The 19,436-nt window shown below is 61.9% G+C and carries 22 protein-coding genes and 1 pseudogene; 12 read left to right on the forward strand and 11 right to left on the reverse strand.

The window, feature by feature from the left end; genetic code table 11:
• Positions 1 to 32: 32 nt before the first annotated feature.
• The 5 genes from J1C47_RS21760 to J1C47_RS21780 form a co-directional block, all read right to left on the reverse strand.
• Positions 33 to 221, reverse strand: a complete 189-nt coding sequence (locus J1C47_RS21760; protein WP_207352914.1) for a hypothetical protein — start codon at positions 219 to 221, stop codon at positions 33 to 35.
• A 4-nt stretch (positions 222 to 225) separates the two neighbouring features.
• Positions 226 to 531 carry a helix-turn-helix domain-containing protein gene (locus J1C47_RS21765; RefSeq protein ID WP_207352915.1) on the reverse strand — a complete coding sequence of 102 codons (306 nt, stop codon included), beginning with the start codon at positions 529 to 531 and terminating at the stop codon, positions 226 to 228.
• Entirely contained in the window at positions 528 to 857 is a 330-nt protein-coding gene (locus tag J1C47_RS21770; protein WP_207352916.1) for a type II toxin-antitoxin system RelE/ParE family toxin, read from the reverse strand. The genes J1C47_RS21765 and J1C47_RS21770 overlap by 4 nt, the downstream gene beginning before the upstream one ends.
• A 412-nt stretch (positions 858 to 1,269) precedes the next feature.
• On the reverse strand, positions 1,270 to 1,503 hold the full coding sequence (locus tag J1C47_RS21775) for a hypothetical protein (protein ID WP_207352917.1): 234 nt from the start codon (positions 1,501 to 1,503) through the stop codon (positions 1,270 to 1,272).
• Positions 1,504 to 1,510: 7 nt separating this feature from the next.
• Positions 1,511 to 2,581, reverse strand: a complete 1,071-nt coding sequence (locus J1C47_RS21780) for a hypothetical protein (RefSeq protein ID WP_207352918.1) — start codon at positions 2,579 to 2,581, stop codon at positions 1,511 to 1,513.
• Positions 2,582 to 2,783: 202 nt separating this feature from the next.
• Between J1C47_RS21780 and J1C47_RS21785 the strand changes: the two genes are divergently transcribed.
• A complete protein-coding gene (locus tag J1C47_RS21785) occupies positions 2,784 to 3,440 on the forward strand; it encodes a tyrosine-type recombinase/integrase (protein WP_207352919.1) in 657 nt (218 codons plus the stop codon).
• Between the two features lie 233 nt (positions 3,441 to 3,673).
• On the opposite strand, the gene J1C47_RS21790 is transcribed toward J1C47_RS21785, so the two are convergent.
• Positions 3,674 to 4,957: a hypothetical protein gene (locus J1C47_RS21790; RefSeq protein WP_207352920.1), complete on the reverse strand. Its 1,284-nt coding sequence runs from the start codon at positions 4,955 to 4,957 to the stop codon at positions 3,674 to 3,676.
• A 940-nt stretch (positions 4,958 to 5,897) separates the two neighbouring features.
• Here J1C47_RS21790 and J1C47_RS21795 point away from each other — a divergent pair.
• The 4 genes from J1C47_RS21795 to J1C47_RS21810 all read left to right on the forward strand — a co-directional run bounded on the left by J1C47_RS21795 (position 5,898) and on the right by J1C47_RS21810 (position 8,886).
• Positions 5,898 to 6,851: a hypothetical protein gene (locus J1C47_RS21795; protein ID WP_207352921.1), complete on the forward strand. Its 954-nt coding sequence runs from the start codon at positions 5,898 to 5,900 to the stop codon at positions 6,849 to 6,851.
• Between the two features lie 286 nt (positions 6,852 to 7,137).
• Positions 7,138 to 7,791 carry a ParA family protein gene (locus tag J1C47_RS21800; RefSeq protein WP_207352922.1) on the forward strand — a complete coding sequence of 218 codons (654 nt, stop codon included), beginning with the start codon at positions 7,138 to 7,140 and terminating at the stop codon, positions 7,789 to 7,791.
• Positions 7,791 to 8,036, forward strand: a complete 246-nt coding sequence (locus J1C47_RS21805; protein WP_207352923.1) for a hypothetical protein — start codon at positions 7,791 to 7,793, stop codon at positions 8,034 to 8,036. Before J1C47_RS21800 ends, J1C47_RS21805 begins: the two co-directional genes overlap by 1 nt.
• Positions 8,037 to 8,184: 148 nt before the next feature.
• Positions 8,185 to 8,886 carry a hypothetical protein gene (locus J1C47_RS21810; protein WP_207352924.1) on the forward strand — a complete coding sequence of 234 codons (702 nt, stop codon included), beginning with the start codon at positions 8,185 to 8,187 and terminating at the stop codon, positions 8,884 to 8,886.
• Positions 8,887 to 8,952: 66 nt separating this feature from the next.
• Here J1C47_RS21810 and J1C47_RS21815 read toward each other — a convergent pair whose 3' ends face one another.
• Positions 8,953 to 10,704, reverse strand: a complete 1,752-nt coding sequence (locus J1C47_RS21815) for a ParB/RepB/Spo0J family partition protein (RefSeq protein ID WP_207352925.1) — start codon at positions 10,702 to 10,704, stop codon at positions 8,953 to 8,955.
• A gap of 99 nt (positions 10,705 to 10,803) precedes the next feature.
• Positions 10,804 to 11,772, reverse strand: coding sequence for an ArdC family protein (locus J1C47_RS21820; protein WP_207352926.1), 969 nt, complete (start codon positions 11,770 to 11,772; stop codon positions 10,804 to 10,806).
• A gap of 373 nt (positions 11,773 to 12,145) precedes the next feature.
• Here J1C47_RS21820 and J1C47_RS21825 point away from each other — a divergent pair, with 373 nt between their 5' ends.
• The 3 genes from J1C47_RS21825 (at position 12,146) to J1C47_RS21835 (ending at position 13,170) form a co-directional block, all read left to right on the forward strand.
• Positions 12,146 to 12,421 (forward strand): type II toxin-antitoxin system TacA family antitoxin, encoded by a 276-nt coding sequence (locus J1C47_RS21825; RefSeq protein WP_207352927.1) that lies wholly within the window; start codon positions 12,146 to 12,148, stop codon positions 12,419 to 12,421.
• On the forward strand, positions 12,418 to 12,909 hold the full coding sequence (locus J1C47_RS21830; protein ID WP_207352928.1) for a GNAT family N-acetyltransferase: 492 nt from the start codon (positions 12,418 to 12,420) through the stop codon (positions 12,907 to 12,909). The genes J1C47_RS21825 and J1C47_RS21830 overlap by 4 nt, the downstream gene beginning before the upstream one ends.
• A 66-nt stretch (positions 12,910 to 12,975) precedes the next feature.
• Positions 12,976 to 13,170 carry a type II toxin -antitoxin system TacA 1-like antitoxin gene (locus J1C47_RS21835; protein WP_207352929.1) on the forward strand — a complete coding sequence of 65 codons (195 nt, stop codon included), beginning with the start codon at positions 12,976 to 12,978 and terminating at the stop codon, positions 13,168 to 13,170.
• 20 nt (positions 13,171 to 13,190) lie between these two features.
• Here the strand turns inward: J1C47_RS21835 and J1C47_RS21840 are convergent, their stop codons facing one another.
• Entirely contained in the window at positions 13,191 to 13,547 is a 357-nt protein-coding gene (locus tag J1C47_RS21840) for a DUF2958 domain-containing protein (RefSeq protein ID WP_207352930.1), read from the reverse strand.
• A 10-nt stretch (positions 13,548 to 13,557) separates the two neighbouring features.
• Complete coding sequence (locus tag J1C47_RS21845; RefSeq protein WP_207352931.1) at positions 13,558 to 13,803, reverse strand: hypothetical protein; 246 nt, start codon at positions 13,801 to 13,803, stop codon at positions 13,558 to 13,560.
• 408 nt (positions 13,804 to 14,211) lie between these two features.
• Here J1C47_RS21845 and J1C47_RS21850 point away from each other — a divergent pair.
• Positions 14,212 to 14,352, forward strand: a pseudogene (locus J1C47_RS21850) (IS66 family transposase); the annotation flags it as partial.
• Positions 14,353 to 14,546: 194 nt separating this feature from the next.
• Positions 14,547 to 16,733 (forward strand): methyl-accepting chemotaxis protein, encoded by a 2,187-nt coding sequence (locus tag J1C47_RS21855; RefSeq protein ID WP_207352932.1) that lies wholly within the window; start codon positions 14,547 to 14,549, stop codon positions 16,731 to 16,733.
• A gap of 273 nt (positions 16,734 to 17,006) precedes the next feature.
• On the opposite strand, the gene J1C47_RS21860 is transcribed toward J1C47_RS21855, so the two are convergent.
• Positions 17,007 to 17,513 carry a YciE/YciF ferroxidase family protein gene (locus J1C47_RS21860; RefSeq protein WP_425354586.1) on the reverse strand — a complete coding sequence of 169 codons (507 nt, stop codon included), beginning with the start codon at positions 17,511 to 17,513 and terminating at the stop codon, positions 17,007 to 17,009.
• 829 nt (positions 17,514 to 18,342) lie between these two features.
• Here J1C47_RS21860 and J1C47_RS21865 point away from each other — a divergent pair.
• Both J1C47_RS21865 and J1C47_RS21870 read left to right on the forward strand, forming a co-directional pair.
• On the forward strand, positions 18,343 to 18,816 hold the full coding sequence (locus J1C47_RS21865; protein ID WP_207352933.1) for a hypothetical protein: 474 nt from the start codon (positions 18,343 to 18,345) through the stop codon (positions 18,814 to 18,816).
• Between the two features lie 219 nt (positions 18,817 to 19,035).
• A partial coding sequence (locus J1C47_RS21870) for a recombinase family protein (protein ID WP_207352934.1) occupies positions 19,036 to 19,436 on the forward strand: 401 nt, incomplete at its 3' end.

A 19,436-nucleotide genomic window follows, 5' to 3' on the forward strand; every position in this document is an offset into this window, starting at 1 on the left:
CATGATCGACGCGCCGGAACGGGAACGGCAGATTAAGAAGGGCGGGTTGTCTGGACAGACACGCTTTTAGGCCTCTTGCCCGCCGTCTGCTCGTTCTGCCAAGCCCCGATCTCCTTGATGGCGATCGCCTCGAACGCCTCGCGTGTCCCTTCGCCTTCGAGAAAGGCATCAAGGTGCGTCAGCTCGTCGGTCGTGCGTGATCTGGTGGCATTGGCTTTCATAATGTCAGCGTGCCGGTGACGAAGGCTGCTCGAAATGGATGCGAAGCTTGGTCCCGGTCGCGTCGGCATACTTTCTGAGGGTACTGGTCGAGGGCATCCTGCGGCCGCTTTCGAGCCGGGCGACAGCGGCTTGAGTGGTGCCCATCTTTTCCGCCACCTGCTCTTGCGTCATCTGCGCCGTCACCCGTGCGCCGATGAGCGCCTGGGCGATCGCAAATTCTTCCTCAAGCGCATCGTAGGCTTCGACGAATTTCGGGTCTTTAAACCACTCCTTCGCCACTTCCTCGACTGGAATATATTTGCGCGTCATATGACCTCTTTTGCCCTTCGCAAGGCGGTTTCGATTTCGCGGCGCGGGGTTTTCTGCGTCTTCTTCGAGAACACATGCACCACCACGACGCGGCGGCCGGACGCAGCGACATACGCAGCCCGCGCTATGCCATCTTTGCCCTTCATCCGCATTTCCCAGACCGGCCCTTCAAGGTGCTTCACATAAGGCTCGCGCATCTTATGAAGCCCCTCGCTCTCGATCAGCCGCACAATGCGCAGAAAGCTCGCCATGATGTCCTGAGACATCGCCTCCAGGTCTGCCTGCACGCCTGCATCGAAAAACTGAACCTGCCATTTCACCGCCATAATATACCATTTTTGCAATGTTTGTCGAGAAATATCGGTTCAACCCATTGAACCCATGTCAGCTCACTTTCACCGGGGGCAGATCTGCAAAGGGCCGCACCCAGCCTGCGACACCCTCTGCGACGGTGCATCCTGGCGCATAAGACACCGCGCTCCACCCTCGCCCCTTTCCCGCTACAGCCTGCCACCGTGCTCGCTCCGGTCAAGGACGCTGCGCGCCGCCTCCCGGCGGTGCCTGCGGCATCCCTGACCTACGCTGCGCGCGATGGCTGTCCGACAGGCAGGCCGGGACGAGGGAATGGCCTTTTCGCCTCCGGCGGAAGCCGAACAAGGGAATGTCCCCGAAAAGCGGGACAAAATAAGCCCCGCTTAGAGGTTCCGGGGAGCGACGGCGAAGCCGTGAACGCGCCGCCTATCCGCCAAGCCCCAACCACCCGCCGAGGATCGGCAGCATCCGGTCCGCATGGGCGAGAATGGGAATGGCGACGGGCAGGACGACGAAGAGCCGCTGCTTGCGCGGCAAGGGCCGCCGTAAGCGCAGGCGACCGCATCCCGAGGTCGGCGGCAGGAACGGCCGCTGCCAGTGCGGCGTGAAGGCCGCGAACCAGCCGCTGTTAGTGGGATTTCTCGGCCACCAGTCGGTCATGATGGCCTCATGGCAGCGCCGCGGCGAGTTTCGGTTTTGGCGTCGGTATCGGAATATTCGACGAGGGCGTCAGCTCACCGCTGGAAGAAGGCCCGGGAACCGTAGCGGCGGGCAGATCGGCGGCGGCGCGTTTGAGTTCGTCGTGGTAGCGCTTGCCGAGGAGTTCGCCGGCGATCAGGCCCATCTTCTGGGCGGTGATGGTTTCGCCGGTGGCGGCGATGTTCGCTTCGGTGATGTCGGGATTGTAGCAGGCTTTGGCCATGCGGCCGACTTGCTCGTCGGTGAAGCCGGGGCGGTCGACGGCCTCGGGATTGGCGGTCGCCCAGGTGACACCGGCATCGAGCGCCTGCGGGCAGGTGAGCGGTACGGTGCGCCCGGCGGCGTCGGCATAGCTCGTGTCGCCGCGCTCGGCGGCGGCGCGGATATGGCGCAGGATATAATTGGGCACCGTGGTCGGGGCATCGTCGGTGAAGCCGCCGGAAGCAGCCATTTGGATCTGGGCTTTGTCGGCAATTGCCTGCCAATAATCGGCGGTGTTCTGCACAACAATGGATTCGGTAACGATGGCATTGGCGGCCGCGCCCTTGCGGCGATCGTCGGCGGCCAACCCGGTGAAAGCGGCGCGGGCCTGCCGATAGGCGGTCCCATCAATGCCCATGCGCTCGGCAGTGGCCTCGGCCCGCGCAAAATCCTTGGCGTCCTGCCGCATGATGGCAGCCATGTTTTTTTGAACTGGAGGAGGGTTCTGGCGCGCGGGCTTGCCCGTGGTCAGGATATCGGCATGGGCATAGGCGTCGAATTCCTGCCCCTGCTCAAGCTGCTGCAGGCCGAGATTGAGGTAGAGTGCGCCCGTCTGGTTGCGATCTACGCTCTCCTTGAGCGCGGCAAGGCAATACTCTGAACCCTCAGGAAAGCTGTCGGGACCATAGGCCGCTTCGGCTTTGGCCTGCATTTTATCGATAAAGTGACTGGCGCAAATCTGTCGGTCCTTAGCCAGATCCCTGTTGGTCGTCTGGATGATTTCGTTGAAGAACCTCTGCCGGGACTGTTCCTGAGTCAGCGCTTTTTCGTCAGCCATGGCATGTCCTCCCCAGGAAATGATGTTTCCTCCGGCATACAGGGCAATAACCGCGCTGTGTGTGACAATTGCGAGAAGCCGCATTTTTAGGATGCCTTAGAACCGCTTAGGCATCTATGATAGAATTTATGCAACGTTATGGGCAATTTTGTTGCATTTACACTGACATAAAATATAAGAAAATCATAAGGATTGCCCAAAAATGCAGAATTTTAGCTTATATAATCAAAAAATCGGCGAATATCGACGCGACGCTCTTGCCCATAATGTTGCGGAGGAGCGCATGCCGCCATGGCCCAAGGCCGATAGCTGGCAGTTGTTCGACGGCTGCGGGAAGCGCAAATACGTGACGGCCGGGGAGCGCGCGGCGCTGCTGGCGGCCGTGGCGACAGCGCCGGTGCCGACGAAAGCCCTGGTGTTGGTTCTGATCTATACGGGTTGCCGGATATCGGAAGCGCTAAGCCTGACGCGCGGCCAGCTCGATACCGAACGCGGCGAGCTGGCGCTGCGCACCCTGAAGCGCCGCCGGCTGCATTACCGGATCGTGCCGGTGCCGCCGGCGGTGGTGCAGGCGCTACTGGCGCTGCCGGTCGAGGCGGGCGCGCCGGAGCGATTTTTTCACTGGCACCGCAGCACGGCCTGGCGGCGGATCAAAGCCTTCATGGCGCGGGCCGGTATCTGCGGCACACCTGCCTCGCCCAAGGGTTTGCGGCACGGCTTCGGCATGCGGGCGGCGGAAAAGAACGTACCGCCGGCGCTGGCCACCCGCTGGCTAGGCCATGCCTCGGCGCGCACGACGGCGATTTATCAGACCGCCACCGGCCCGGAGGAGCGCGCCTACGCGGCGCGGATGTGGTGAAGCGGCGCCTCGGGGATGGGCTTGCCCTGGCCTTCGCCCTGCTGGCGATCGTCGTTTCGCCGGAGGTGCTGTGTTTCTTCAGCCTGCGCCAGCTCGTGCGGCTGTGGCGAATCCGGCGTGGCCGCCGGTGATGGCTCCTCACGCCGTGCGTTCTCACCCATGCGGCGAGAGCGGACTTGCCATCAATACCCGCACTGCTCGTGACGATCGACATGGGGAGCCGGCATAGGCCATCAGATACTGACGCTGGTGCCTTTGGCGGGTTTGGCCTCGGCGAGCTGGACGGGGGTGATCTTCGGGGTGGCGTCTTTGGCGCCGGGATCGGCCTTGGAGGTATCCTGCGCGACCGGAGTGGCGGCGCGTTTGGCCTCCTGCTGCGCCTTTTCATCGAGGCCGACGAAGCGGGTCGGGACAGTCGGGCCGCTTCCCTGCGATGCGGCGGCTGCCTCTTCTTTCTCGCCCTGAAAGACCCGGGGCGCTCTTTCCGCCATGCCGGGCGTCTCCGAGCGGATTTCCTTGAAGATATTCTCCCGAAGGCCGCTTGCAGCGCGGCCCGCATTGGCGTTCATTTCGCCACGCAACGATGCGGCTCGCTCCGGCGAAATCAGACCTTGCTGCTCCGCTCTGTCGATCGCCTCCTTGTTGCGCTTTGCCAGACGCTGGTCGGTCTGCGTTTCGATCACGGCGGCACGCTGCTTCTTGTCGGTGAAGGCGGGACGCTCGCCGCGGGCGATATCCCGATCCAGCTCGTGCGTGACCTCGGCCTTGACTGCCTCGCGCGCCTGCTGCTCGGCCTGTTCGGCGAGCTTCTGGTAGTGTTCGGCCTTGCGGCGGGCGTCCTCGTCGCCGGATTCGCGAGCGATTTTAGCCCAGTAATCGGCGGTGTTCTGGGCGCTGATCGCATCGGTGACGATGCCGCCGACCCGATCGCCCTTCTGCCGGTTCTCGGCGGCGATGGCGGTGAAGGCAGCACGGGCCTGCCGGAAGGGCGTGCCGTCGACGCCGTAACGGCGAGCGGCGCTGTCGGCCTCGGCAAAGCCCTGGGCGTCCTGGCGCATGATGCCCTGCATGCTGTGCGCGATCGTGTCGAGGCGGGCATGATAGACGGCTTCGGCGAGCTGGTGCGAGGAAATGGCAAAACCCGAAACGCTCTGGGCGTTCTGCATGGTTTCGGCGGCGCCGCGCAGGGTCTCGCTCACCTGATGGCGCAAGAGCGCGATCTCGGCCGGGGAGCGGGCGTTTCCGAGGCGTTCGCGCAAAGCCTCCAGCTCTCCGGCGCGCTGCTCAAGCGCACCGCGCTGGGGGGAAACCGCCTCGGCATGGCCGAGCGCATGAAGCTGGTCCTGCAAGGCGGCGAGCTCGGCGGTGATGCCACGCATCAGCGCTTCACGGCGCTCATCGGCCGCGGTGCCGGTCTCCTGCCCTTGCCGTCCACGCGCCGCATCTGCGGCGGCGCGCGTTGAACGGTCGTCGGCCGGGGGCGTCGTATCGCCTGCGCGGTCTTGCGGCGGCGCCATTTGGTATCCTCCCTCGCCCGCGCCTCGTTGAAATGGGCGCGGTGCAAGGTCAGAATAAGTAAAATTGGTTCATATTTGATTAATTTTGAAAGGATGAATCTTAATAATGAATTAATAAATGAGACTTATACTGAACAGCATAGGATACGCCCGTCGCCGGAGCTATCCTGATGCTTTGCGCCGCCCGCGCCCTTCCGGCCGGGCGGCTTTTTCTTCGGCTGTAGATCGCGCGGCGGAACCGGCCCTTTGCGAAAATGCCCGTAATTGCCCCAGGAAGCGAAACCCGGCCGTTATGCCACCCTCCCCCGCACCCGACCTGCTGCCGCGCTCCAGCGAGGCAAAAACGGGGGCTATTCGCCTTTTTTCCGTCCTCTCCACCCCGCTAGCTTTTGGCATGGGCCGCTGACCTCGCTACCTCACCCTTTTCCCTGCCGAGCGGGGCGCGAAGCGCCCCTTGGGTGGGGGTTTGCGGGTCGCGCCGTGAGGCGCGAGGGGCATCTATGAGCAGAAACCAGTGCCGAAGGCACGCTTTTCAGACCAATCGCCGTAGGCGATGCTTTTAGGCGGCTGAAGGCCGCCGGGTTTTGTGCCGCTTTATCCATATTGTAGCGTCTTTCTAAGTCTTTAATAAGTCTTTAAGTAAGTCTTTAGGGCATGCCAAGCGGCTGGAATCCCTTGTGAAACTGGCTCTCCTTGTGGCCGCCGTTCCGGTATTTGTGGCCGCCCCTCCCGGTTTTGTGGCCGCCCCTCCCGCATATGTGGCCGCCCCTCCGCGTCCGACGATCCGAGTTTTCACGATATCCACAGCGGTGCGATTCGCGGCCGAAAGCCGGATAAGTGCCGGATTGCAAGGAAAAAAATGTGGCCGCTGTTCCGGTATCTGCGTTGTCTGTTCCCGAATATGTTGGCGCTGTTCCGCATGGTCTTGTAGGGTCGGCAGATGCCCATCAAGTCCCTCAGCCCGTCGGATCAGCGCCGTATCGATCGTTTGCGCAATCGCAAAGGCAGGCGCAAACCTGCGAAAGTTCCGGCGCGGCTGGCGCGAACCTCGGCCTTCGCGCCCAAACGGCGGGGGTTGATAACCGATAGCGGCTTCCAGCGGCTCTATGTCGTGCCTGGACATTCCGTGGTCCGGGTTCATGGCCGGGAGCTCGGTTCGCAACATCGCGACGCGTTGTACGCGATCTTCCGGCTGCCGTTTCAGCGGGTGGTGGAGAACGACCCGGATTCTCCGATCGGCCGCACCACACGGTTTCAGGTGACAACGACGTGGCGAGAGCTGATCGGGGCGCTTAACCTGACAGAACATGCCAACAATGTCGCCAGCCTTGCGTTGACGGTGGAAGAAATCATGCAGGTGGTTATCACTATTTACGAAGGAAACGTCGAGTCCATCGTTAAAACAATCAGCGAAGGCAGGCAGCCGGATACGCCCCATAGCGGCAAACATATTATTCATAGTTTTGAGGCCGAAGGCGCAAAACTCGATTCATCGGTTTATATTACGTACGGTCAATGGGCTACGGAGAGCATGGCGCGGCTGCGATTGGTCAGCTTGAATGCTGACGTGCAGTTCGAGCTGAAATCGGACTATGCCAAGTCGTTCTGGCCGTACATCGACAGCTTGCCCAACCATAACTGGGTCGATGAGGCCATGCTTTCGGCACTGGTCGGCCGCGATCTCTGGGCGGAGGACGAAACCGCCGCTTCACGCCGGGATTTTCGGGCGTATTGCCGTAAAGCGTTTGACGATATGGTGCATGCCGGCGGCCTGCTTAGCTGGGAAGAAGAGGTACGCGGGCACGGCCGCAAAAAGACCCGGCGTTACCATTACAAGCAAAAGCAGTTCGTCCAGATGGAGCTTGAGCTCGGGGACGCTGGGACGCCCGCCTGAAAACTGTGGTCGCCCCTCCGATACGAAACGATTGATTCCAGTGGCTTATCCAAAAAGGTCTTGCCATTTCGCCGCCTCCTCTAAAGCCTGAGCCATGGCTTCGGGTAGCCGCCAGCATGTAACCATGCTTCCATGGGATCATGGTTACATGCTGGCATGGTTTGTTGGTTCCATGCCACAGTCCCGGGCATTCACCACCAGAACCAGCGCAGGCTTCGCGAAGGGTTTGCATGGGAACATGGTTCGATGGTGTCATGCTTCCATGGAAACAACGAAAGGGGGAGAGATGGCTTACATTATCGGATTTGTTTCGCAAAAAGGCGGGGTCGGGAAATCGACGCTGGCGCGCCTGCTCGCCCGCGAGATTGCAGCGGGGGGCGCGTCGGTGAAAATTGCCGATGTCGATATCCAGCAAGGCACGTCTTACGAATGGGCCAAGCGCCGGGCGCAGGCGGGCATCGAGCCGGAGATCCGTATTGAGACATTCAGCTCGGTGCGCACGGCACTGAAAGAGGCCGATCAATACGACATCTACATCTTCGACGGCGCCCCTCATGCGTCGCGCGACACGACCACCATCGCCAAAGCGGCCGATCTGATCGTTATTCCAACGTCGCAGGGTCTCGATGATCTAAACCCGTCGATTCTGCTGGCGCATGATCTGCTGAGCGAAGGCATCCCGATCGAGCGCATCGCTTTTGCGATGGTCAAGGTGACGGATTCGGAAACCGAAACCAGCGGCGCGCGTGATTACATCACGCGGGCAGGCTACCGGGTGCTCGATGGTGAGCTGCCTGTGCGTACCGCCTACAGCAAGGCCCATGATGCGGGTCGCGCCGTGAGCGAAGCGCCGTTCGCCACCTTGGCAAAGAAGGCCGATCTACTGGCGCAAAGCCTGGTCGATGCCGTGGCGCATCTCGCCGCGCGGGAGGCGGCATAATGGCCGACATCACCGCCCTGAAGAGCAAAGGCAAAGGCCAGCCGCCTGCACGATCGGAAGCCCCGGCCAACACCAAGAACCTGCCCCGCGACAAAGCCGTGAAAAACCGCCCCCTGCAGGTCCAGGTGCCGGAAGACGTGTTTCTGGCATTCAGTGCCGAGGCCGGACAGCAATTCGACTTCCAGCATGGGGCGAAGTCGCAATTGTTTCTGCGCATGTGGGAAGCGTATCAAAACGCCAAGTAACCATGCTTCCATGTTTCCATGGAAGCATGGTTACTTGCATACATGGAAACATGCTTGCGCTTGCGGCTATCCTCCAAGGCACACTCCGGCCGCGCCCCACCCCATGGGGCGCGTGAGACCCGGCGGCTTGCGGCCAAGACGCCACGCCTTGTCGGATAGTAGCGAGCCTTTCAAGGTGGATGTGCGGTTTGCCTTGCTGCAGGCCTCAGGCCCGGACAGGCTGGCGGCCATGGAGGGGATTTCACCGCAGATCGAAGATATCACCGCATCGGTGTTTTTGCGGCTGTGCGAGCTGCAAAGCGAGAGCCTGCTGGCGATCGTCGAGGCGCAACTGCGGCTGCAGGCGCTGGCGGCGGGGGGTGACAAAGCGGCGGTGCTGGCGGAGCTTGGCGAAATAGAGGCCGCCCATAGCGGGTTTCAGGCGCGGCTGCGGCAAAGCGGGGAGGAGCGCACGACGCGCCAGCCGCGGCGGGCGCATTTCACGCCGCGCGTACCGCACAGCGTCGCCGCCGCCGGCGAGGACGCGCGCCAGCGCTATGTCGCCTTCTTTCATACCGAGCTGCAGACGGTTCCGACCGCCCGCCAATATGCAACGGCGGCAGGCCGGTTCTTTCACTGGTGCGAAAGGCGCGGCTTGGGTTCGGTGCGCGGGCTGACCCCGGAATTGATCGGGCAGTGGCAGCGCGCCGCCATCCAGGCCGCCGGTTCGTCCAAGGCGGCCAAGGTCAGGATCAGCCTGATCCGGCGACTGCTGGAATGGCTGATCTTGGGCGGCATCGTCGAGGCGCGCTGCCGGGAGGGGTTGGTTGAGGCCTCTCCACGATCACGGCGGCCCCGGCCGCCCCTTTGACAACGGCGGCAAAAAGCCCCGGCCCGGACATGTCCGGGCCGGGGAGGCGGCCAGCGATACCCCGCTTTACGCCGCCTGCGCGGCGGCTTCGCTCCGGGGCGAACGCAGCGGCGCGGGCAGCCAGCCGGGGCAGGCCTGCATCGCCTTGTGGGTCCGGCGCGCCGCCTCTTCCTTCTTGAGTTCCGAAAGCCGCACCGCGATGGGAGCCTTGGCCTCGGCAGTGATGGCAATGAGTGTTGCCTTGGTGAGCTTGCCGTAGAAGCCGTCAACGCTCGGCGTATAGTGCTCCGCCATGTTCAGACTGAGCGTTGCGGCCAGCCGGTCGGCATGAATAAGGCGCGGGCTGTCCTGCCAGTCATGCTTGGCTTGAACCGCGTTGACGGACAAGCCGGCGAGGAAGGCGAGCAGATCGAGCAGCACCTCCTGCGTCTGGCCAAGGCACCATGCGAAGAGGTCACGCGGGTCTCCGGGCAGGCGGTCGCCCCAGTATTCGCGCATCTGCGCGAATTGCCGATGCGCATCGCAGTCGCCGGTCGCCTCGGTGTGGCGGGCCAAATCCTCGCTTGAGGCTTTGAGGGCAAGGCTCGATGTAGCGGCCTCCCACGGCGCGTACAGCAAGGACAGGGCCAGCGCCTCGACCGTCGCGGCAAGCGCGGTCAGGGGATGGCTCGCCAGTTCCAGCCGCAAGGCGGCGGTGCGGTGGGCGGTCAGTTCCTCGACCAGCCGGGCGGGCAGTTCGCCGGGTTGCAGCTTGCGCTTCGCCTTGGCGGGTGCGTTGCCGTCTGCTGCTTCCGGCTCCCGGTCGTGGGGATGGACGAGACCGCGCCGGACGACAAGACCGCCGTCATGGCCGATGCGCAGCACGACGCCCGCGCGGGCCACGTCCTCGGGAGCATAGCGCTCCTCGGCTTCATCGTCCTCCTCGCCCGTATCCGCATCCTCATCGATGGGCAGGGCAGGGAGATGGTCGTAATGGACTGTGTAATCCGGTTCCGGCTCGGCCTTCACCCATTTCCAGCCCTCGGCCTCAACGGCGGTCACGGCTTCGGCGAGTTTTGCGTCGGCAAGCCGCATCAACAGGGCGCGGTCGGTGAGATAGCCGTCATTCGCCTCGTCGAACAGATCGCGGATGACCGCCCCGCCCGCCGCGACATAATCTTCGATGCCGACGAACAGCGCCAGCCGGTGGGTGGCGGGCAGGGTTTCGGCGGTGAGAGCGGCCCGGATGTCGCGCGGATGGCGGCTCCAGGTCGGCAGGCTCGTCCAGACGTCTTCCTGCGCCCGATGATCGTCGACGAGGGCGAAGGCCATCATCTGTTCGAGCGACAGCGTGCCCTTGCGATAGAGGGCGCGCAGCTTCGGCGAAACATGGGCGATTTTCAGGCGGCGCTGCACCACGGCGGGGGTGACGCCGAAGCGGGCGGCAACCGCTTCGATGCCCATGCCGTGCTCGTCGATCAGGGTGCGGAAGGCCTCGCACTGGTCGTCGGGATGCATGTCGGCGCGCATGGCGTTCTCGGCGAGCGAGATTTCCGTGGCGTCGTCATCCTCGTTCAGAACCTTGCAGGGGATCGGCGCATTGCGGGCGATCCGCTTTTGCTTGGCGAGCCGCTTGAGGGCGGCAAGACGACGGTTTCCGGCGACGACTTCGTGACGGCTGCCGTCCTCGGCGGGCCGCACGACGAGGTTCTGCTGCAGGCCATGGGCGGCAATCGAGGCGGCGAGCGCGTCGATACCCTCCATGCGAGCGGTGCGCCGGACGTTGGCCTTTCCGGCGATCAGACAGTTGAGGGGGAGGGTGGTTTCAAGCGTGGTCATGGGATTTCTCCTTTGAAAGGTTGATTGAAGGACGGGCCGAAGGGTGAGACGGGCGAGAGGCGGCGGTCGGCCCATGCCGCCGCCCCTCGCGCGAAAGGCTCAGGCGGCGCGGGGCGCGGCCCCGTGGTCGGCGTCAGTGTCCCCGATGCTCGCGGGGGCGGCATCCGGCTGCAGGGCGTGGAGAAAATCGGCGGCGCGCTGGGCGTGGGCGGCAGCGCTGACAATCGCGCGCGTGTCGCCTTTCAGGACTTTCAGCCACGAAGCGATGTAGGCGGCATGGTCTTCGCGCGGCTCCGGCGCAATGCCGAGGTCGGCGGCAAGGAAGGCGCTGCCGAGTTCGGCCACCAGCTCCTCGACGGCATAGCCTTCGTCGCCCCAGCGCTTCCTGCCGAAATCCCGGTCAAGCCGGGTCGCATGGCGCGTCCAGTGGGTCAGCTCATGGGTGAGGGTGGCGTAATAGCTCTCGGCGTCGCGGAAGCAGGCGAAGGACGGCATCTGCACATGGTCGCTGCCACCGGCGTAATAGGCTTGATTGCCGCCGTGCCGGATATCGGCCCCTGTCGCAGCGACGAAGGCCTCGGCATGGGCGATGCGCTCCACCGGGTCGAGCACGGGCGAGGCCGGGGCATGGTAATGCTCGGGGAGGCCCTCGATCTGCTCGACGTTGAAGACGGTGTAGCCCTTCATGAAGGGTATGGCCCGCTCGACATCCTCGCCGCTGTCGTCGGTTTCGTGCCTGTGGAGGCTGCCCGCATAGACGACGAGAGAGCCGGTCTCGCCCTTCCTCACATGCGCGCCAAGATCGAGCGTCTGCTTGAAGGTCATCCAGATCGGCGCGGCAAAACCTCGGGCGACGGCTTCCGACCAGAGCAACAGGACGTTGATGCCGGAATAGGGCAGGCCGTTATGGCGGAGGGGCCGGGTAATGCGTCCCGCCGCATGTCCGGCATTCCACGGCTTGAACCATGGGCGCACGCCTCGTTCGAGATCGGCGACGATGCGCTCGGTGACGCGGCTATAGACATCCTTGCGGGGGCTGTCGGTGCGGCTGGCTGCGGGTTTGGTCATGGAAGCTCTCCTTGGTTGGCAGGCGGGTTCAGGCCCGGTCCTGAACCCCTGCCTCGCGGCGAGCAGTGGGTGTGCAAACGGAGGGGTGGCTTCGCGGGGAACCGGCTGCAGGGAGCGCAGCGACCGAAGCTGGGCGGAAGACAATCCGAAGTGCGCCGAGGGCGAAGCCCTAAGGCGGGCGCTCCGCGCCCGCAGGAAGGCCGCGTCGGCGGCCGGAAAGACTCTGCATCAGGGATGGAAGCCGAATGGCCGTGACCGCATGAGCGGGCGCGGTTCACGACAGCCCGCCCGCCGGCGGCGGGGAGGCTCCGGCAAAATGTAATGACAAATACGTTACGATCTCCTAGAATAAAAACACACACGGAGTTTGACGATGCCATCCACCCCGCGCGAAACCCTCAATCTGCGCATCAAGCCGGAGCTGCGCGGCCTGATCGACCGTGCGGCCGAATTGCTGGGTCGCACCCGCACCGACTTCGTGCTCGAGGCAGCCCGGAAGGCGGCGGAGGACGCGCTCCTCGACCGGACGGTGTTCACGGTCGACGCAGCCGCCTATGCGGCATTTCTCGAGCGTCTCGACGCGCCGCCGCAACCGAACGAGCGGCTGCGCCGTATGATGGCGACGTCGGCGCCCTGGGAGGGCGTGTGAGGGTCGGCACCCCGGTTCCGCTCGCCGACCATCACCGTCTGGAGGAATTCGATTCCGGCGTTGCCGTCCTCGACGACTGGCTGAAACGCCGTGCCCGCGCCAATCAGGCGAGCGGAGCCTCACGGTGTTTCGTCGCCTGCGAGGGGGCAGAAGTGATCGGCTATTACGCGCTCGCCTCCGGGGCGGTGAAACTGCCGGAAGCGCCGGGCCGGTTTCGCCGCAACATGCCGGACCCGATCCCGGTGGTGGTGCTCGGCCGCCTCGCCGTCGACCGGCGTTGCCAGGGCCAAGGCCTCGGCCGCGCGCTGGTGCGAGACGCCGCGCTGCGCACGCTGGCGGCGGCCGAGACGATCGGCATTCGGGGTCTCCTCGTCCATGCGCTGTCGGAGGAGGCCCGCAGCTTCTACGAGGCGCTCGGCTTCGACCCGTCGCCGCTCGATCCGATGACGCTGATGGTGAAGCTCACGGATCTCTCCGCGGTAGAATAAGGCACCCCGCCGGCCTTTCCCGACATTCCGAGAGCTGCGAGACAATCCCAGGAATGGAGCGCACCCATGATGATCCGCAGACGAACCCAACTCATCGAGGCCGCGCAGATCGTGCCTCTGTCGTCCGACGACCAGGCGCACCTCGTCGAAGCGGTGCTGGCTCCGGCTCTGCCAACGCCGGCGATGCGACGCGCCGTCGCTCAGCATCGCCGGCTCGTCGGCGGCACAGGCTTACTCATGAAGGAAAGGGCGCCACGGTGAGGTGACGCCCAGAAGAACCTTCATGCCCGGATGTGCCCGAGCTGGCTCGCCTCCGCGGCATAGGCCGACAGCGGCCTGTCGGCCTCGAAAGAGAGGTCGCGCTCCACCGGCAGACCGAGACGGCCGCGGACCATTTCGAGTTCGGCGAGGCTGACGGAGCCGAGTTCCGGGAATCCGAGCCCCAGATCGCAGAGACCGAAGGCGATGTCCGGTTCCTCCGGATCGATCTCGGTCAGGAGCCGGGTGGCACCGGCGTCGGGGGTGAAGAGTTTGACCACGGGCGGAAAGTCGATTTCGCCTTCCGTGCCCCTGACGGGTTGCTGCTGGCGACCGTTCGCCAGCAGCTTGTCCCGCAGTTCCCGAGTGAGAAGCTGCATGTCAGCCTCCTCAGGCCTGGCCCTTGGCCGCATCGTCCTTGGGCGGCACCCTGAGGACGATCCGCCCGTTGAGCGGCAGGGCATCGAGGACCAGCGTCCCGCCATCGCCGTCTTCATGCTCGAAAAAGGCGCCGATCCGGGTCCAGTAGTTCTTCTGGCCCTCATCCTTCGCCTCGCGCACCGTATAGGCGAGAAGCACGGGAGCCTTCGGATCGGGTTTGGCCGGGGCCGAGGTGGTGTTGCGTTTGAACGTCATGATGATCTCCTTTGTTGTGGTTACTGTCCCGAAGGACGGTTCCAAAGGAGCCCGGCGCTGCCGGCGGCTTGTCCCCAACCCGGGACCCCGGACACCGCTCCGGGGGAATGGAGCGGGCAGGAGAAGGACAAGGCGTCCGCAAGCCGGGCAGGAACCCGGCCTCAACTTCGGGATCGGAAACACGACAAGGAGACAGCACCGTCAGGAATGCGATCTTCCGGCCGAAAACCGACCGTCTTCTAGCTTGCGACCATGGACTGGGACGCGAGGCGAAGGAGAAGCCAAAACTTGAGTGCCCGACTCGAAACTCCATCAGACATAACGGTATTTTGCGAGGCGTCGGGTGAGGAGGCGCACAGTGCACGACTCATTGGTTAGCCGGATGGGGGGCCACTTTAAGCGTCAGTGAAATCAACTATCCTCGCCGAGGCAATCCGCTATGCTCTGTCGCGGTGGGAAGGGCTTTGTCGTTTCGTGGTCCACGCCACGATTGAGATCGACAACAACACCGTCGGGCGTGTGATCCGCCCGCTGGCGCTGAAACGGAGGGCAATCCACACTCCACTTAAGCGCTTATCTGATCGACTGCCGCAGTCCCTCAAAGGGACATAAATCTATGAAAATTTTAGTCATGAAACACTACTAAAAGGTGTGTTAATAAAATTGATTGTAAATGCCTCCAATTGCAAACGTCTAGCCATGCCGTGATGGAAAAGGGCGGTGCAAACGAGGGGAAACGTTCGATGCGCCTGAGAGATGTACCCGTCGGTCTGCGTCTGGCCGCGACACTTCTGATACCTGCCGCCCTGCTCATCTTCATTGCTCAAGGCGAATTACGGGCGTCCTGGACCCGATATCACCATATGTACGATCTGCGTAACGCGACCAAGGAAATCGAAATCGTCGCCAACCTCATCCACGCACTGCAGGTCGAGCGCGGCACGACGGCGGGCTTCATTGGTAGCCGCGGCGCCCAGATGGGTGAGAAGATGCGCAAGGTCCGCGAAACGACCCATGAAGTTCATGAAGAGTTCGAGCATGCCGAGCATGTGATCGAAAAGGTCGGCGATCAATACGCCAAACCGCTAATGGAGCGGGTTGATCCTATGACTCATGACGGCCTGGAGAAGCTTCGCAAGGCGATCGATGCGCTGGCAGCGACGCCAGAAGAGGCCTTCAACTTCTACACCGATCTTATCGATGGGCTTGCCGCTCTAGCCGTTTCGCTTCATCACGGCATCGACGACATGGAAATTGCGGCACCACTTTCGGATTTCACCCTGCTCTTGAAGGCAAAGGAGTTCGCCGGCCAAGAGCGAGGTCTTGGAGCCGGCGCAATCGCAGCCCGGCGCTTCACTCCCGAGCATTACTTCCTGTTCGCCGAACTGGGCGGCAAGGAAGACGCGCTCATTGATCTCTATTACCAGGGGGTCGGGCCCGAACTCGCTGAAAGCGCTCGGCAACGCCTCGCGGCCGCGCGGGCAGCCATGATCGAAATGCGCCACGGCATGATCAGCAATGGCCAAATTACGGCCCTGTCGTCCTTCAGTGCAGAGAAGTGGTTCGACGTCGCGACGGCCCGGATCAATGTCCTCCGCGAGCTTGCTCAGGAAACGATTCATCGCATTGAGGCCAAGGCTGCTGCTCTGGGTGACGAAGCGCACGCCGACTTCATCAAGCTGGCAGGCATTGTGCTCCTGCTCACATTGACCGTCGCAGGTGTGACAATCGTCCTCGCACAATCGATTACGAGCCCACTGCAAGCTTTGACGCAAAGCCTGAAGGGCCTGCTTCAGGGAAGTATGGAAATGCAAGGCGTCGATGGCTCGCGCAAGGATGAACTGGGGGAGATGGCCCGCACCGTTCAGAACATCGTCGTCCAGACCAAAGAACGCGCCATGCGCGAACGCGAGGAAGAGGCCGCTCGCGTTGCCGAGCGTGAATGCCTCAGAGCCGAGACGGATGCCGAACGCGCCGAGACAGCCGCCGCATCCTTGCAGGCCGTGGAAGAGCTCGGAACGGCGCTGCAGCGGTTGTGCGATGGGGATCTCAGCTATCGCATCGAGACACGTTTTGCTGACGTGTTCGAGCCGTTGAGAGCGAATTTCAATCGCTCGCTTGACGCGCTTGACGAAGCGGTCAATGCGGTCGCTGAGGTGTCCGGTTCGCTGCGGGCCAATACGAACGAGCTGCAGATCGCAGCCGACGATCTAGCCCGGCGCACTGAGCAGCAGGCGGCTTCGTTGGAAGAAACGGCAGCGGCACTCGGCGAAGTCTCGCAGACGGTGTCTGACAGCGCGAAGCGGGCCGAGCGCGCAGGAAACATTGTCGCCAACACCGCGCAGGAAACGCAAAGATCTAATGCCGTCGTGAAGGAAACGGTCGAGGCTATCCGAACGATTGCGGCTTCATCCGATGAGATCACCCGCTTCGTCAGCGTGATCGATGAGATCGCCTTTCAGACAAACCTTCTGGCACTGAATGCCGGCGTCGAGGCGGCACGGGCTGGCGAGGCTGGCAAAGGCTTTGCTGTCGTCGCCAGCGAGGTTCGCGAACTTGCCCAGCGCTCGGCAGAAGCCGCCAGGGAGATCAAAGAACTCACCGGCCGTTCGGTGAGCGAAGTGGAAAATGGCGTCGCATTGTCGGAGCAGACCGGGGTGGCACTTGAGGGAATTCTGCAGCAAATCGATGCGGTCCATCTGGAAATGCAGGAGATGATATTATCAGCGAGGTCGCAATCGACTGCGCTCGCCGAAGTCAATCAGGCGATTTCACAAATGGATCAAACCACCCAGCAGAACGCCGCCATGGTCGAACAGTCGACGGCGGCAACCAACAATCTCGCCGAACAGTCCCAGATGCTCGATGCAAGGGTTGCTGAATTTACATTATCGAATAAGAAACAGGCAAGCTATGGCTTGGCTGCATGAAATTCGTCGGGATGCAGGTCGATAAAGCATATGAGGTGAGTGGGTATTAGGCGGGCATTGCCGCTTAATACCCATAAATCAAGACTTTCTATTTCGAATAGAAATTTAAATGTAGCTTTTGGTTGCATGGGACTTGTTGGCCGCGACTGAATTTTGAAGGCCGGATTGCTCGAGGCATCACACCGGAGTTCTTGCACTGTCTGTCTTTCCCGCGGCTATGGCACCCACCGACGTAATGAGGGGCCGCCGCTGCAGCGACCCCCCGCCTTCTGATCAGGCGACAGCCTTCTTATTTACCTTCGATTCCGCAATCTTCGTCAACTTGGCATCCGCGGCCTTCTCCTGCTTCAGCGTTTCGCCGAGAAGGGTAATGGCTTCCGTGTGGCCCAGTGTTTCGGCCCAGGAGACAAGCGTACCGTAGCGGGTCATCTCGTAATGCTCGACGGCCTGCGCCGCCGCAATGAGCGCGGCATCAAGGGTCTCGGCGTCCTCGATTTCGTCCATCAACTCCTCGGCCTCGGAGACGATGCCCTCGATCGCCGGACACTTCTCCGCCTTCGGCTTCTGGCCAAGCGATTTGAACACTGCTTCAAGACGCTCGATTTGTCCCTTGGTCTCTTCGAGATGGCTGTCAAAAGCTTTCTTGACGTCGGTCGACGTCACCTTCTTTGACATCTTCGGCAAGGCCTTGGTGATGGTCTTTTCGGCGTAGTAAATGTCCTGCAGGGTATGAAGAAAGAGATCGTCGAGGCTCTTTACCGACATGGTTTCAGCTCCAATAAAACGCGGCCCTTGCGACCGTCGCCGATCAAACGATTCCATCCCGCGCCTGTTCCTTGCGAAACATGCCGAATTTAGTTAGCTGAAGACCTCAAAGTCTGGGATAATAGCAATGACGAGGGAGGCCCGCAGGCCGTCAACCCGGACGGGGCCGCGGAGTTGGAGATACGCTGAAAGAGGTCGAAATCGAGCGGCGACTTGCGCCCGCCTGTCATTCTCCCCTTGCCCAAAGCTGACCTTTCCGGCACCGATGCAAAAAGTTGGATGACACCTCCGAGAAAATGGGTAAGCTCCTGTTATCGTTTATTTTGTTAGCCAGCCATAGGGCGGGGACTATGCTGCAGATAATCGAGGACCAAGCGAGAGCTCTTGTTGCGAAGATAGAGCGCCTTGAAGACGCGGAATTGGTGCATGAGGCGAGAAACCTCCACGCAACCATCTTTCGGCGATCCGCGTGACGGAGAAAAGAACGCAGCCAGGCCTAACCAGCGCTAATTCTCAGCCCTCACCACAAAGTGCGGCCATCTGAACAGTTAAGAGACCGAGCGAAAAGAAGTTGAGCGATCATCAGGTTGTGATTTTCCGTCGTTGTCGAGACGATGGGAGAAGACAATGCTGTGGGATGATACCGCTCGCCGCGAACAACTAATAAAGCGACCATTTAATAAGTCTTATATATCACAATTTCTGCACGGAAAGTTCATGACACTAGGCGAATGACTTTATCGCGGAAAGGTGCGACACGGCAGTGCCGTTTGGGCAATTTCCCAAACGATGGGCAATTGCTCGGACGATTGCCATTTCCCTGCCGTCTTTCACAAGAACAGTCATGTCCAGCTCCTCCGCTATCAATCGGCCTGTATTTACTATGGGTAAGATTACGAATATACCGTCTCTGCTGTGTGTGTGTCGCGATAGAGCGGAGCACGACCGCTATGTTGAATACGGTTCTAGACTTGGATGGAATGTACGCGCGACGACCGAACTTGATGAAGCGATTAGCCTTTCGATGCGTAATACATTCGACGTTCTCGCGATTGCTGGTCTAGTCCAGGGCGTGCTGGGGATCGATTTTCTCGAGAAAATTCGCAACGAACCTGGGGCGAACCAGCGCGCGCCGGCGATATTAGTGGCAAACCATAAGAACGTCCTCGAAATGAAGGCGATCGAGCGGCGCGACCATATCAACATTGAGCACATCGAGTTCGGCCAACTGCTGCTGTCCAGCTTCAGAATTATCGTCATCGGACTGATGGCAAGAACGATGAAAGCTTCAGTCACAGCGGAGCGCTCCGGTCCGTAATCCGGCAGCGATCGACGCATTTTCCCATAGCACTTGGGTACGGCTGCCACGAGGGGCGCGTGGCAGCTCGTGACGCGGCGACGGCAATCGGCGGCCGTCGCCGCGTCTTCGCATGATTTTTCCAGCATTCTGATACAGAATTCAAAGATAGCGAATATCAAGATTTATGGAATATTTTGATTGCGTAACCTGGCCAATGGGTTATCCTTTCCATAAATCATGGACAAAAGTCGCGCCCCCATCCGCTCCTTCGGCTATGCCCGGGTTTCCACCGTCGGCCAGACCCTTGAGGCCCAGCTCGAGGAGCTGCAAGCCGCCGGATGCACGATCGTCTTCCGCGAAAAGGTTTCCGGCGCCAAGGCCGACCGCAAAGAGCTGATGAAGCTCCTTAGCACCCTCGGTCCTGGCGATGAGCTGGTGGTGACCCGCATCGATCGCCTGGCTCGATCGACCTTCGACATGTTCGCCATCGTCAAGCGCATCGTCGACGCCGGCGCGCGGTTCCGCTCGCTTGCCCAACCCTGGGCCGATACCGATGACAGCACCGGCCGCCTCATGCTGGCCATCCTTGGCGGTCTCGCCGACGTTGAGCGGGATCTGATCAAGACCCGCACGGCCGA

The organism is Jiella sonneratiae, from assembly GCF_017353515.1.
Classification (GTDB): Bacteria; Pseudomonadota; Alphaproteobacteria; order Rhizobiales; family Rhizobiaceae; genus Jiella; species Jiella sonneratiae.